Source organism: Streptomyces sp. NBC_01260 (assembly GCF_036226405.1).
GTDB classification, from domain to species: Bacteria; Actinomycetota; Actinomycetes; order Streptomycetales; family Streptomycetaceae; genus Streptomyces; species Streptomyces laculatispora.
The window spans coordinates 4,224,003-4,236,857 of the sequence record NZ_CP108464.1 but is presented as its reverse complement, the minus strand read 5'-3'; the positions used below and the strand labels follow the sequence as shown (position 1 = coordinate 4,236,857).

The window sequence follows — 12,855 nt, the reverse complement described above, 5'->3', positions numbered from 1 at the left end:
CCCGAGAAGGGAACAGGCATGCTGGGTCATGTGCCCCCACTTCCGCAGCAGCCCCAACGCTCCCCGTTCTCCGGCCACATGGTCGTCTGCGGCGACGACGCGCTCGCCCAGCGGCTCGCCGTGGAACTGCGCTACGTCTACGGGGAACGGGTCACCCTCGTCCTGCCGCCGGGGCCCGATCCGAGACGGCCGGAACTGCCGCTGACCGGGCGCGGGCGGGCGGCCGCCCTGTTCGGCCGGATGTCGTCGGCGATGAGCCGCAACGGCGGCAACGGCGCCGGGAACGGTGACAGCGACACCAACGCCGGGGTGGAGGCGGTGCGCATCCTCCAGGCGCCCGAGCCCTCCGACGAGGCGTTGGAGGAGGCCGGTGTCGACACGGCCGCCGCGCTCGCCCTCGTCTACGACGACGACGAGCGCAACATCCGCGCCGCGCTGACCGCCCGCCGGCTCAACCCCCGCGTCCGGCTGGTGATCCGGCTCTACAACCGCAAGCTCGGCCAGCATCTGGAGACCCTGCTCGACCAGGCGGCCGCCGTCGCCTCGCCGGGGCTCGACCAGACCGCGCTGGACGCCTCCACCACGGTCCTGTCCGACGCCGACACCGCGGCCCCCGCCCTCGCGGCGACCGCGCTCGCCGGATCCAGCAAGGTGATCCAGGCGGAGGGCCTGCTCCTTCGGGCCGCCGAACGCACCCCGCCCCGCGACGGCCAGGTCGCCGACCCGGGCCTGTGCACACTGGCCCTGCTCTCCTCCACCACCCATGACCCGGCGGGCACCGAGGGCTCCGACAGCAGCGGCGACGAGGGCCCCCGGCTCCTGCCCGACCAGACCGAGGTGGCCGCGGCGACCGGGCGCGGAACCGTCGTCCTGGAGGCCGTCAGCCAGAGCGGTCCGGCCTCCCCGACGCCCCGGATGGGCGGCCGGGGCGCACCGCTGAGCCAGATCTTCTCGCGCCGGCTGCGCTGGTCCGCGCTGGGCGTCGGCACGGCCGTCCTCGGACTCGCGGTGGCGTCCACGTTCACCACCGGGGACGATCCGCTGCACGCCGCCTATCTGACCCTGCTCGACCTGTTCGCGATGGGCGACCCGGCCATCGGCGATCCCACCGCCCGCCAGATCATCCAGCTCCTGTCCGGGGTCGCCGGGCTGATGCTCCTGCCGCTGCTCGTCGCCGGGGTGCTGGAGGCCTTCGGCTCGCTCCGTACCGTCTCCTCGCTGCGCCGCCCGCCGCGCGGGCTGTCCGGACACGTGGTGCTGCTGGGCCTCGGCAAGATCGGCACCCGCGTCCTCGTCCAGCTGCGCGAACTCGGCATCCCCGTGGTGTGCGTGGAGGACGACCCGGACGCGCGCGGCATCCCGGTGGCCCGGCGGCTGCACGTGCCGGTGGTCATCGGGGACGTCACGCAGGAGGGCGTGCTGGAGGCGGCGAAGATCCGGCGCTCCCGCGCCCTGCTCGCCCTGACCAGCATCGACACCACCAATCTGGAGGCCGCGCTGTACGCCCGCTCGGTCAAGCCGGATCTGCGGGTGACGCTGCGCCTGTTCGACGACGAGTTCGCCACCGCCGTCTACCGCACCCTGCGCACCGCCCACCCGCAGGCGCTGACCCGCTCCCGCTCGGTCTCCCATCTGGCCGCGCCCTCGTTCGCCGTCGCCATGATGGGCCGGCAGATCCTGGGGGCGGTGCCGGTCGAGCGGAAGGTGATGCTGTTCGCCGCGATCGAGGTGGCCGGGCATCCGCAGCTGGAGGGCCGGACGGTGGAGCAGGCGTTCCGGTCCGGCGCCTGGCGGGTCCTCGCGCTGGACGTCGCCCCGACCGCCGACCGCCGCCCGGACCTGGCGGCGCCCGTCCCGCCCCCGCAGGCCCCCGGAGCGGGCACGGAGCGCCCCGGCGGCCTCGTGTGGAACCTGCACCCCGGGTACGTGCTCCAGCCCACCGACCGGGTGGTCATCGCCGCCACCCGGCGCGGTCTGGCCGAACTCCTGCGCAGGCGGGGCTCGTTGACGCGTCGCTGACCGGTCAGGACGAGTGGCCCCGTACCAGACCCCCCATGACCTCCCGCACCTGCGTCAGTGTCGCGTCGGCGATGGCGTTGGCGCGCTCGTTGCCGGCCCGCAGCACGGACCGGACGTACCCCATGTCCCGTGCGTACTCGGCCCGTCGGGCCCGCATCGGTGCCAGCCGGGTGTTGACCGCGTCGGTCACGGTCCGCTTCAGGGCGGCCGCGCCCCCGCCGCCGATCTCCCCGGCCACGTCGTGCGGATCGCGGTCGAGGCAGAGCGCGGCCAGCAGCACCAGGCCGGACACGCCGGGCCGCGCCTCGGGGTCGTAGGTGATGTGGCGGTCGGCGTCCGTTGTCGCGCCCTTGATCAGGCGTGCCGTCTCGTCGGCGTCGGCGCTCAGCGCGATGGAGTTGGCGCGGCTCTTGCTCATCTTGGTGCCGTCGGTGCCGAGCAGCTGCGGCACGGCGGAGAGCAGCGCCTCGGGTTCCGGGAAGACCTGTCCGTAGCGCTCGTTGAACCGCCGGGCGACGGTCCGGGCCACTTCGAGGTGGGGCAGCTGGTCCTGGCCGACCGGCACCAGATTGCCCTTGCAGAACAGGATGTCGGCCGCCTGATGGACCGGGTAGGTGAACATCAGACCGCTGACGGAGGACTGCCGGGAGTGCGCGATCTCGTCCTTGACCGTGGGGTTGCGGCCCAGTTCGGCGACGGAGACCAGGCTCAGGAACGGCAGCAGCAGCTGGTTGAGCGCGGGCACGGCGCTGTGGTTGAAGATCACCGAGCGTTCCGGGTCGATGCCGACGGCCAGGTAGTCCAGCAGCAGCCCCTCCATGGTCGCGACGAGCCGTTCGGCGACGTCCCGGTCGGTGAGCACCTGGTAGTCGGGGATGACGACGAACGTCTCCACCCCGAGGTCCTGGAGCCGCACCCGGTTGTGGAGGGTGCCGAAGTAGTGCCCGAGGTGGAGCGCCCCGGTGGGCCGGTCGCCGGTCAGGACCCGGAAGCGGGCGGGGTCGCGCCGGATTCGCTCCTCCAGAGTGGTCTCCGGGGCGGCGTCGGCACAGGTCGTGCTCATGAGTGGGTCTCTCCTCGCGTCGGTGTGTGCGTGGAGGACGGCCCGCCGGGCGAGGAGCCCGTACCCGCAAGAGGGCAGAGAAAAAGGGCCGTCCATGTCGAACGGCCCTGGTCCCGCGCAGAAGAGGTGGCCGCTCCTAGGAGGAGCGCCACCAGTTCCGGCACGGTACGGAGGTCATGCGGGGATGGTAGCGCGCCCCGGCCCCACGGCACGGCACATTCAACGAGGCACTGAGCCCGCTCGGGGCGTGGGGCCGGGAGCGCCTGCTCGGCGGGCGGAGCCCGCACACCGAGGAGCCCGGCGGCCCGGCGGCCTGATCCCCGCCGGGTCGCTCATTTCTTGGCGTGTTCGCCCACGTAGAACAGAATCCAGACGAAGCCCGCGAACAGGTGCGTGGCGAAGACGTAGATGAAGACGCGCAGGGCGACGCCGCGTTCCTTCCAGGCCTCGCTGCCGCCGCCGTAGTCGCGGTCCGTCTCGCGCGCGGGCCGCGGCGCGCCGCCGTCTCGCGCGGGGCCGGTCCCGCTCATGTCTGCCTCCGTCGACGCGGGGCCCGGGCGGCCTCCGTAGCCGTTCAGCGTACCCAGACCCGGCGCCGGACGGCCTCGTGGAATAGAGAGAGGGGGTACTCCGTTGTAGGGTGTGTTCACATAGTTCAATGTTCAACAATATTGGAGGCGGGCGCCATGCAGTTCGGGATCTTCACCGTCGGGGATGTCACCACCGACCCGACGACCGGCAGGACGCCGAGCGAGCACGAGCGGATCAAGGCCACGATCGCCATCGCGCAGAAGGCGGAGGAGGTCGGCCTCGACGTCTTCGCGACCGGCGAGCACCACAACCCGCCGTTCGTCCCGTCCTCGCCCACGACCACCCTCGGCTACATCGCCGCCCGCACCGAGAACCTGATCCTGTCCACGTCCACGACGCTGATCACCACCAACGACCCGGTGAAGATCGCCGAGGACTACGCCACGCTCCAGCACCTCGCCGACGGCCGCGTCGACCTGATGATGGGCCGCGGCAACACCGGCCCCGTCTACCCCTGGTTCGGCAAGGACATCCGCCAGGGCATGCCGCTTGCCATCGAGAACTACGCCCTGCTGCACAAGCTGTGGCGCGAGGAGGTCGTCGACTGGGAGGGCACGTTCCGTACGCCGCTCCAGTCCTTCACCGCGACCCCGCGCCCGCTGGACGGCGTCCCGCCGTTCGTCTGGCACGGCTCCATCCGCTCCCCGGAGATCGCCGAGCAGGCCGCGTACTACGGCGACGGCTTCTTCCACAACAACATCTTCTGGCCCATCGAGCACACGAAGAAGATGGTGAGCCTCTACCGGCAGCGGTACGCGCACTACGGGCACGGCACCGCCGAGCAGGCCATCGTGGGCCTCGGCGGCCAGGTGTTCATGCGGAAGAACTCGCAGGACGCGGTACGGGAGTTCCGCCCGTACTTCGACAACGCACCGGTCTACGGGCACGGCCCCTCGATGGAGGACTTCACCCAGCAGACCCCGCTGACCGTGGGCTCCCCGCAGGAGGTCATCGAGCGGACGCTGTCCTTCCGGGACGCCGTCGGCGACTACCAGCGCCAGCTGTTCCTGATGGACCACGCGGGGCTGCCGCTGAAGACCGTCCTGGAGCAGCTCGACATCCTCGGCGAGGAGGTCATACCGGTGCTGCGCAAGGAGTTCGCCGCCCTGCGGCCGGCCGGGGTCCCCGAGTCCGCGCCCCTGCACCCGGCCGTCGTCGCCGCCAACGCGAAGGAGAGCTGACACCGTGTTCGCCACCGAACCACTGAGGATCGTCGCCGTCTCGGCCGGGCTGAGCCGCCCCTCGTCGACCAGGCTGCTGGCCGACCGGCTGGCCGGGGCCGCCCGGGACCGGCTGGACGCCGAGCAGGACCGCCCGGTCGAGATCCGGGTGATCGAGCTGCGCGACCTGGCCGTCGACATCGCCAACCACCTGGTGACCGGGTTCCCCTCGGCCACGCTGGAGGAAGCGATCGCGGCGGTGACGGAGTCGGACGGGCTGATCGCCGTCAGCCCGGTCTTCACCGCCTCGTACAGCGGGCTGTTCAAGTCGTTCTTCGACCTCGTCGAGAACACCGCGCTGACCGGTAAGCCCGTCGTCGTCGCGGCGACCGGCGGGACCGCCCGGCACTCGCTGGTGCTGGAGCACGCGATGCGCCCGCTCTTCGGCTACCTGCGGGCCGTCACGCTGCCGACGTCGGTGTACGCGGCGTCGGAGGACTGGGGTGCGTCGGGCGACGGGTACACCGACGGACTGCCGGCAAGGATCCGGCGCGCGGGCGGTGAGCTGGCGAGCGCGATCACCGGCGGCCGGGCCGTCTCCGGGGCGTCCAGGGCCCTCGGCCTGGACGACGAGGTGGTCCCGTTCGAGGAGCAACTGGCCGGCCTCCGGCAGACCTGACCGACCCGGGCGCCGCGCTTTCGTCCGATTTGATTAGAGTTGGGCGGGAGGGCGCGTCGCCGGGAATCCGCACGGCGCACCCCTGCAACCGTGCCGAACCGAGCTGGAGGCAGAGATGGGCAGGATCGTGGTGGGCGTTGACGGCTCCGAGTCGTCGATCAAGGCACTGCACTGGGCCGTACGCCAGGCAGAGCTGACCGGTGACACGGTCGAGGCCGTCAACAGCTGGGAGTACCCCTCCACCAGCTGGGCGTCCATGATGCCGGGCCTGCCGGAGGACTTCGACCCGCAGGCCCTGGCCACCGTGTCGCTCACCGAGGCGCTGGAGGAGGCCCTCGGCGCGGTGGGTGCCGCAGCGGTCAGCAAGGTCGTGGTGATCGGCAACCCGGCGCAGTCCCTGCTGGACCGGGCCAAGGGCGCGAGTCTGCTGGTCGTGGGCGCGCGCGGATACAGCGGCTTCAAGGCCACCCTGCTCGGCTCGGTCAGCCTCCACGTCACCCAGCACGCGCCGTGCCCGGTGACGGTGGTGCGCGGCTGACGCCCGACGCGACACGAGCAGGGGGCGGGCCCGCGCGTTCAGCACGATCGCGCGGGCCCGCCCCGTGCCGTCACAGCGCCACGACGTCCGCCACCGCACAGGCCACGTTGTCGGGGGTGCCCGCCGCACCGGCCAGCGCGACCAGCTCGCGCACAGCCGTGCCGGGGCCGTCCGCCGCGGCGAGCACGCCGGCCAGTTCCCTGCCGTCGACGACCGCCGAGAGCCCGTCCGAGCAGAGCAGATAGCGGTCACCGGCACGGGCGTCCCGCACCCCCAGGTCGGGACCGGAGCCCTCGGCCGGCCCGGAGCCGTCCTGGCCGCCGCCCGACAGCGCCTTGAGCAGCAGCGCCCGCTGTGGGTGCGAGGCGGCCTCCTCCTCGGTGAGCGAGCCGTCGTCGATCATCGACTGGACCAGGCTGTGGTCGTGCGTGATCCGGAACAGTTCGCCCCCGCGCAGCAGATACGCCCGCGAGTCCCCGATGTGCACGAGCCCCAGCCGCGCACCCGTCCACACCATCGCGGTCAGCGTGGTCCCCGACTCGTCGGGCGCCCCGCTCCCCGCCACCGCGTCCCGCACCGCTCGCGCGGCCCGCTCCGCCGCGTCGTGCAGGATGTTCAGCAGCTCCGCGGCCGGCACCGCCGCCCGCACCACCGGTTTCAGGGCGTCGATCGCCGCCGTGCTCGCCCCCGCGCCGCCCTCGCCGAACCCGTCGGCGACCGCGAGCAGCCGGGCTCCGGCGTACGCCGCGTCCTGGTTGGTCTCCCGCACCGCACCGATGTCGGTGCGTGCCGCGTACCGGATTCCGAGCGTTCCCACCTGTGTCATGGCTTCCTCCGTCGACAGCTGGTCGATGAGGAAGGTGGCGAGGTCCCGGCGGACCGCTGTCTCGGCCTCGACCTGCGCCCAGTACCCCCGGATCGCCGTGGCGGCCGCGCCGGCGTCCAGCGCGATCACCTCCGTGATCCGGGCGAGCGGCATGCCGATCCGGCGGAGCCAGGCCACCAGCCTGGCCGTCCGCGCCTGCGCCCGGCCGTAGTACCGGTAGCCGTTCACCGGGTCGACCAGAGCGGGCCGCAGCAGACCGAGCTCGTCGTATCGGCGCAGCGTCTTCGCGGACAGCCGGGACAGCCGGGCGAACGCCCCGATCGTCATCAGCGCCGCTTCGGGCGGCCGCCCCTGCCCGTCGTCCGTCACCTCGTGCCTCCTCATACCGGGCGGTGCTCGCCCGGCACGCCGATCCTTGGCCTTCCCCCGCGGAGAAGGTCAAGGATGGCTCACGGAGGGATGCGCACCGGGGCCGAGGTGCTCAGTTCTCGTGCGTGTAGAAGACGTAGAACGCGGCTACCAGCATGGCCGCCCCGGTCAGCAGGCCCAGCACCGAGGCCGCGAGCACGCTCTTGTCCGACAGGCTGTACAGGAAGCCGATCGAGCCGCCGAACAGCGCGCCGTAGGCAGCCGCCCGCAGCTCGCGCGGCAGCCGCTTCTGCATCCGGCCCAGGCCGAAGCAGAGCACCGCGAGGACGGCGCCCGAGATCAGTCCGAGGGCGAGCTGCCCGCCCGTGAGCACTCCGCCGCCCCGGACGATGGACGTCGCGTACCAGCCGAGGATCACCCCGAGCGTGACGGGCAGCGCCCAGCTGAGGATGGAGTGACGCTGTGCGGGCGCGCGCGTTCCGTGTGCCTGCACCGAAGCATGTGCGGCCATGGCGGGAAGCTCCTTCCGTCGCCCCCTCTTCCCTCCAGCGCACACCTGCTCGCGCCGCCCGGCAACTCGAATGGCGCACGGCCCGGAGCGCTCCCGGCCCATCCGGGATTCCCTGGTGAGGTGCGGACCTTCTTCTCCACGGCGCTCTCGGCGGCACTTCTGGTGCTCCTCGCCGTTCTGGTGCCGCTGAGCGCGCTCTCCGCCTGGGTCGATCTGGAGATCGACAACACGGACCGCTACGTCGCCGCCGTGGCACCGCTCGCCTCCGATCCCGCTGTGCAGAAGACCGTGGCCGACCTGATCACCGACGAGGCGATGAAGCAGATCGACGTCGGTCCGCTCACGGACACCGTGCGCGGCTTCCTGCACCAGGCCGTGGAGTCCTTCACCACCACCGATGCCTTCCGGGCCGCCTGGACCGCCGCCAACCGCACCGCCCACGAGGCCGTCACCGCCGCGCTGGACGGCGGGAGCGGCAAGAGCGTCACCATCGACCTGGCGCCCGTGACGGAACAGGTGAAGCAGAACCTGCTGGACAACGGGGTGCCGTTCGCCGACCGCATCCCCATCGAGCACACCGACATCCAGATCGTCTCCGCGGACCGGGCCGACCAGCTGCGCCAGAGCTTCCGGTGGCTGCGGGCCGCGAGTATCTGGCCGGCCGTCGGCACGCTGGTGTTCGCCCTGCTGGCCGTGGCCGTTGCCTGGGTGCGCGGCGGGCCCGGCCGCCGGGGCTCCGCGCTCGCCGCGCTGGCCGCCACCGCCGTCGCCGGAACCGGCTTCGCGGCCGGCGCGCTGCTGCTGCGCGGGGTGATCGCCCTCGCCCGCAACCGGGTGCTGGCCGAGGTGCCGGGCAACGAGACCGACGGGGCGGCCGCGGTCTACGACGCGCTGACGGCGTCCCTGCGCACGACGGTGTGGATCGTCTTCGGTACCGGACTGGCCCTGGCGGTGTGCGCGGTGGCGGCCCGGATCTGGGCCCAGCGGGTGCTGCCGGTACCGACGCCCGACGCGTGACGGATGCGTCCCGCGGGCGCCGACGTGCGCGCGCGGGCGGGCCGGGGAAGAGTGGATTGCGTGCACTGGCCGGGGCTACTGGGAGGTCTTCCATATGCGAGCCATCGCCGTCGGCGCATTCCGGGCCGACCCCGCACTGGTCGAGGTCCCCAAGCCGGAACCGGCATCCGGCGAGGTACGGGTGAGGGTCGAGTACGCCTCCCTCAACCCCTACGACTGGCAGACGGCCGAGGGCTCCCTGGACGGACAGGTCCCGCATGTGTTCCCGCTGGTCGTCGGCGTGGACTTCGCGGGCCGGGTGGACATGATCGGCGGCGGCGACAACCGCTTCCGGGTCGGTGACAAGGTCTTCGGCCGGGCCGGCCCGCCGGTCGGCGCCGGTACGTACTGCGACTACGTCTGCGTCCCGCAGGACGCCGCCATCACCCTCGTCCCGCGCGGCCTGGACGCCCGGATCGCGGCCGCGCTGCCGTCCGCCGGGATGGCGGCCGCGCAGATCCTGGAGACGGCGGTGCTCCGCGGCCACGAGAGCCTGCTGATCATCGGCGCGGCGGGCGGCGTCGGCAGCTGTCTGACCCAGCTCGCCAGGGCCCGGGACGTGCGCGTGATCGCGGCGGTGCGCGGCGACGAGCGGTCCAGGATGGGGTCGTTGGGAGCCGCCGCCACGGTCGACACCACCCGGGGCCCGACGGCCGACTCGGTGCGGGCGGTCTGCCCGGACGGCATCGACGCGCTGGCCGATCTGGTCTCCGGCACCCCGGAGGCGTTCGCGGCCCACGCCTCGACGGTCCGGCCCGGCGGTATCGCGCTCAGCACCCGCGGCGTCGCGGCCGGGGCGGCGCTCCCCGAGGGCGTGCGCGGCATCGACTTCCGGCTCGACCCGAGCCCCGTCCTGCTGGACGTCCTGGCCGCGGGCGCCGCGGAGGGCGTGCTGCGCGTCCCCATCGACGTCGAACTCCCGCTGGAGAAGGCCCCGCAGGCCCTGGACCGCAACCGGACCGGCGGGGCCCGCGGCAAGACCGTCATCGTGCTGCGCAACCACGGCCGCCGCTGAACCGCGCCACAAGGACATCTCCAAGCTCACCGAGAGGAACGAAGACGTCATGGACGACCAGGAGCACGACATCATCGGCGGCATCGACGGGCTCGTCGCGGAGGAGCGCACCCTGCGCGACCGCGGCGGCCGGGACCCGGGCCTCACCGCCGAGGAGCAGAAGCGACTGCGTACGGTGGAGGTCCGGCTCGACCAGTGCTGGGACCTGCTGCGGCAGCGCCGCGCACTGAGTGAGTTCGGGGAGGACCCGTCACAGGCCCGGGTCCGCCCGGCCGACGAGGTCGAGGGATACCGCGGCTGACCGCTGAACACCGGAGGGGGACGCATTGTCAGGCACCGGTTCCGCCGCGGCACCGCGGCGGGGGATGCCGCCCGTCTGGCTCCGGTACGGACTGCGCCCGCAGCCCACCCCCGTCCCCTGGGCCGCCGTCGCCCGCGCGTCCGTCGCCCTGGCCGCGCCGCTCGCCGCCGGATTCGCCGTCGACCGGCCGGTGTACGGGGCGCTGGTCTCCATGGGCGCGCTCTCCGGCGTGATCGGCGACACCGCCGACGCGTACCGGATGCGCATCCTCAACATCGCCGTGCCGCAGTTGTTCGGCGCGCTCGGCATCATGATCGGCACGCTCGTGCACGGGACCGGCTGGGGCGCCGTCGCCGTGCTCACGGTCATCGGGCTCGTCTCCGGCATGATGTCGACGATCGGCGCCGTGGCCTCCGTGTCGGGGCTGCTGCTCCTGCTCAACTCGGTGGTGGGCGCCGGGCTCCCGATGCCGGACCCCTGGTGGGTGGCGCCGCTGCTGCTGACGCTCGGCGGACTGTTCGTCCTCGCCCTGACCCTGCTGGCCTGGCCGCTGCGGCGGAAACTGCCGGAACGCGTCTCGGTCGCCGGGACGTACTGCACGGTCGCCGATCTGCTCGCCGCAGCCGGCACCGACGCCTACGAGGAGAAGCGGCAGGCCGTCACCCACTCCCTCAACACCTCCTACGACCTGGTCCTCGCCCGCCGCGCCCGCTACCACGGCCGCAGCGGCGCCATGGTGCGGATGCTGTCGCAGCTCAACGTCATCATCCCGCTGGTCGAGGCGGCCCCGGCGGTGCACCTGCGGCGGCGTCCGCTGCCTCCCGAGATCCCGGCCGCGGTGCGGAAGCTGGCCGACGACATCGAGGAGAGCCGCACCGGCGGCGCCGAACCCGCCCTGCCCGCACCGGACTCGCCCGCCACCCTGGCCGTGGACAGTGCCCTGCGGCACGCCGCCGCGGTCGTCCACAAGGCCGAACCCGATCCGTACAACGTCGACGACCGGCTCGGACGGCCCGCCGCGCTGGGTGTACGTGTGCGGCGCGCCACCCGCAACGTGCTGCTGTCCGGGCCCTCGTGGCGGTACGGGCTGCGTCTCGCGCTCTGCATCGGGCTGGCCCAGTCGCTGACCTCACTGGTCGACGTGCCGCGCTCCTACTGGGTGGCGCTGACCGTCACCTTCGTCCTCAAGCCCGACTTCGGCTCGGTGTTCTCCCGCGCCGTGCTGCGTTCGGTGGGCACGGCCGCGGGTCTCGTCATCGCGGCGCCGGTGCTGGCGAAGGTGCCGATCGGCTGGTGGGACGTGCCGGTGATGGTGCTGCTCGCCGCGCTGATCCCGGCGTTCACGGCGAAGGGTTACGCCTTCCAGACGGCGGCTGTCACCCCGGTCATCCTGCTCCTGTCCGACCTGCTGAACCATCAGGGCGTGCACCTGGTCTGGCCGCGCTTCCTGGACAGCCTGATCGGCTGCGGCATCGTCCTGGTGGCCGGATACCTGCTGTGGCCGGAGAGCTGGCACACCCGGATCGGCCACCGACTGGCCGACGCGGTGACGGACATCGCGGACTACGTGGCCTACGCCTTCGAACCGGACGCCTCCGGTGACCGGGCGGAACGGGTACGGGCCCGGCGCCGCATCTACCGCGATCTGTCGTCCGTACGCTCCGAGTTCCAGCGCGCCCTGACGGAACCGCCTCCGACCGGCCGCCGGGCCGCCGCGTGGTGGCCCCTGGTCGTCGCGGTGGAACGCATCGTGGACGCCACGACCGCGGCCCGGGTCCGCGTCAACCACGGGGCGCCGGAACCGGACCCGGCAGAGGTCGCCGAGGTGCGGCACCAGCTCCGCGAACTGGCAGCGGGCATCAGGGCGAGCAAAGTGCTGGTGGAGGTGCGCGCCGAACTCCCCGGCGACGAGGAGGGCGTACTGGCCCCGCTGCGCCAGGAGGTGGCAGCGGCCAGGGCGATCGCGTCCCCGCAGCCCTGACCCCACCCCCGCGCGCCCGCGTCAAGCCCGTCCGGCGCTTGGGGACATCCTCGGAGCCCGCCCGGCGATCGCGGGCGGAGCGGCCGCCGGACGACCCCGGTCACTCCGCAGCCGGCCCGTCCCCCCGCAACCGCTCCATCTCGCGCCGGTCCCGCTTCGTCGGCCGACCCGCCCCTCGGTCCCGCACCGGCACCTGGATCGCGGCCTCACGCGGCGGCGGAGGCGGACTGTTGTCGACGAAGCACTCCGCCGCTACCGGAGGCCCGACCCGCTTCTTCACGATCTTCGACACGACCACGACCCGGTCCCGGCCCGCGTGCCGCAGCCGTACCTCGTCGCCGACGTGCAACGCCTGGGCCGGCTTGGCACGCTCGCCGGCCACCTTCACATGCCCCGCGCGACAGGCGGCGGCAGCCTGCGCACGCGTCTTCGTCAGCCGGACCGACCAGATCCAGACGTCGACCCGAACGCTGCCCGCCGCCTGCGGCGCCTCACCGGAAACCATGCTTCCGACTCTAGTGCGCCTCCTGCGCGAGGGACCCGGCTGCTCGCGTCAACCCGGCAACTCGGCACTACAGAAATACATGTGAATGACGTACATCAGACCACCACTCCACGGTTACAGGACTCGGTCCGGAATCGGTTTCGGCTCAGTTGTCCCTCAGGCGGGCCGCGCCACCGAACGGCCGGATCCGGCCGCTAACCTTACGTATCCGCCCTGGCCAGGGATCAATTCCCGCAGTACG

13 protein-coding genes are annotated in these 12,855 nt (G+C 72.9%); 8 read left to right on the top strand and 5 right to left on the bottom strand.

Annotated features, from left to right (window positions below; translation table 11 throughout):
• Positions 1-18: 18 nt before the first annotated feature.
• The gene (locus OG322_RS18865; protein ID WP_123460330.1) at positions 19-2,019 is read left to right on the top strand and encodes an NAD-binding protein; all 2,001 of its coding nucleotides are present in this window, start codon (positions 19-21) and stop codon (positions 2,017-2,019) included.
• A gap of 4 nt (positions 2,020-2,023) precedes the next feature.
• Here the strand turns inward: OG322_RS18865 and trpS are convergent, their stop codons facing one another.
• A complete protein-coding gene (trpS, locus tag OG322_RS18860) occupies positions 2,024-3,082 on the bottom strand; it encodes a tryptophan--tRNA ligase (RefSeq protein WP_123460331.1) in 1,059 nt (352 codons plus the stop codon).
• A gap of 332 nt (positions 3,083-3,414) precedes the next feature.
• Positions 3,415-3,612, bottom strand: coding sequence for a DUF6126 family protein (locus OG322_RS18855; RefSeq protein WP_123460332.1), 198 nt, complete (start codon positions 3,610-3,612; stop codon positions 3,415-3,417).
• A gap of 156 nt (positions 3,613-3,768) precedes the next feature.
• Here OG322_RS18855 and OG322_RS18850 point away from each other — a divergent pair, with 156 nt between their 5' ends.
• From OG322_RS18850 to OG322_RS18840, 3 genes are all read left to right on the top strand, one after another.
• Complete coding sequence (locus OG322_RS18850; RefSeq protein ID WP_329306712.1) at positions 3,769-4,854, top strand: LLM class flavin-dependent oxidoreductase; 1,086 nt, start codon at positions 3,769-3,771, stop codon at positions 4,852-4,854.
• Between the two features lie 4 nt (positions 4,855-4,858).
• Complete coding sequence (locus OG322_RS18845; RefSeq protein WP_123460334.1) at positions 4,859-5,512, top strand: FMN reductase; 654 nt, start codon at positions 4,859-4,861, stop codon at positions 5,510-5,512.
• Positions 5,513-5,627: 115 nt separating this feature from the next.
• Positions 5,628-6,050, top strand: coding sequence for a universal stress protein (locus OG322_RS18840; protein WP_123460335.1), 423 nt, complete (start codon positions 5,628-5,630; stop codon positions 6,048-6,050).
• A 70-nt stretch (positions 6,051-6,120) separates the two neighbouring features.
• Here OG322_RS18840 and OG322_RS18835 read toward each other — a convergent pair whose 3' ends face one another.
• Positions 6,121-7,260: a MerR family transcriptional regulator gene (locus tag OG322_RS18835; RefSeq protein ID WP_329306711.1), complete on the bottom strand. Its 1,140-nt coding sequence runs from the start codon at positions 7,258-7,260 to the stop codon at positions 6,121-6,123.
• 97 nt (positions 7,261-7,357) lie between these two features.
• Complete coding sequence (locus OG322_RS18830; protein WP_123460337.1) at positions 7,358-7,756, bottom strand: hypothetical protein; 399 nt, start codon at positions 7,754-7,756, stop codon at positions 7,358-7,360.
• A 120-nt stretch (positions 7,757-7,876) separates the two neighbouring features.
• On the opposite strand from OG322_RS18830, the gene OG322_RS18825 reads away from it, so the two are divergent.
• The 4 genes from OG322_RS18825 (at position 7,877) to OG322_RS18810 (ending at position 12,109) form a co-directional block, all read left to right on the top strand.
• Positions 7,877-8,773 (top strand): hypothetical protein, encoded by an 897-nt coding sequence (locus OG322_RS18825; RefSeq protein WP_329306710.1) that lies wholly within the window; start codon positions 7,877-7,879, stop codon positions 8,771-8,773.
• A 94-nt stretch (positions 8,774-8,867) separates the two neighbouring features.
• Positions 8,868-9,827: an NADP-dependent oxidoreductase gene (locus tag OG322_RS18820; RefSeq protein ID WP_329306709.1), complete on the top strand. Its 960-nt coding sequence runs from the start codon at positions 8,868-8,870 to the stop codon at positions 9,825-9,827.
• A 49-nt stretch (positions 9,828-9,876) separates the two neighbouring features.
• Positions 9,877-10,128 carry a DUF2630 family protein gene (locus tag OG322_RS18815; protein WP_124284493.1) on the top strand — a complete coding sequence of 84 codons (252 nt, stop codon included), beginning with the start codon at positions 9,877-9,879 and terminating at the stop codon, positions 10,126-10,128.
• 64 nt (positions 10,129-10,192) lie between these two features.
• Positions 10,193-12,109: an FUSC family protein gene (locus OG322_RS18810; protein WP_124285228.1), complete on the top strand. Its 1,917-nt coding sequence runs from the start codon at positions 10,193-10,195 to the stop codon at positions 12,107-12,109.
• A 100-nt stretch (positions 12,110-12,209) separates the two neighbouring features.
• Here OG322_RS18810 and OG322_RS18805 read toward each other — a convergent pair whose 3' ends face one another.
• Entirely contained in the window at positions 12,210-12,614 is a 405-nt protein-coding gene (locus OG322_RS18805; protein WP_123460341.1) for an RNA-binding S4 domain-containing protein, read from the bottom strand.
• Positions 12,615-12,855: the final 241 nt, after the last annotated feature.

What these genes read in the sequence shown, in the direction of transcription:
- OG322_RS18865 (WP_123460330.1), top strand. Translation starts at nt 19, where the DNA reads ATGCTGGGTCATGTGCCCCCACTTCCGCAGCAGCCCCAACGCTCCCCG.
- trpS (WP_123460331.1), bottom strand. Translation starts at nt 3,082, where the DNA reads ATGAGCACGACCTGTGCCGACGCCGCCCCGGAGACCACTCTGGAGGAG.
- OG322_RS18855 (WP_123460332.1), bottom strand. Translation starts at nt 3,612, where the DNA reads ATGAGCGGGACCGGCCCCGCGCGAGACGGCGGCGCGCCGCGGCCCGCG.
- OG322_RS18850 (WP_329306712.1), top strand. Translation starts at nt 3,769, where the DNA reads ATGCAGTTCGGGATCTTCACCGTCGGGGATGTCACCACCGACCCGACG.
- OG322_RS18840 (WP_123460335.1), top strand. Translation starts at nt 5,628, where the DNA reads ATGGGCAGGATCGTGGTGGGCGTTGACGGCTCCGAGTCGTCGATCAAG.
- OG322_RS18835 (WP_329306711.1), bottom strand. Translation starts at nt 7,260, where the DNA reads ATGAGGAGGCACGAGGTGACGGACGACGGGCAGGGGCGGCCGCCCGAA.
- OG322_RS18830 (WP_123460337.1), bottom strand. Translation starts at nt 7,756, where the DNA reads ATGGCCGCACATGCTTCGGTGCAGGCACACGGAACGCGCGCGCCCGCA.
- OG322_RS18820 (WP_329306709.1), top strand. Translation starts at nt 8,868, where the DNA reads ATGCGAGCCATCGCCGTCGGCGCATTCCGGGCCGACCCCGCACTGGTC.
- OG322_RS18815 (WP_124284493.1), top strand. Translation starts at nt 9,877, where the DNA reads ATGGACGACCAGGAGCACGACATCATCGGCGGCATCGACGGGCTCGTC.
- OG322_RS18810 (WP_124285228.1), top strand. Translation starts at nt 10,193, where the DNA reads ATGCCGCCCGTCTGGCTCCGGTACGGACTGCGCCCGCAGCCCACCCCC.
- OG322_RS18805 (WP_123460341.1), bottom strand. Translation starts at nt 12,614, where the DNA reads ATGGTTTCCGGTGAGGCGCCGCAGGCGGCGGGCAGCGTTCGGGTCGAC.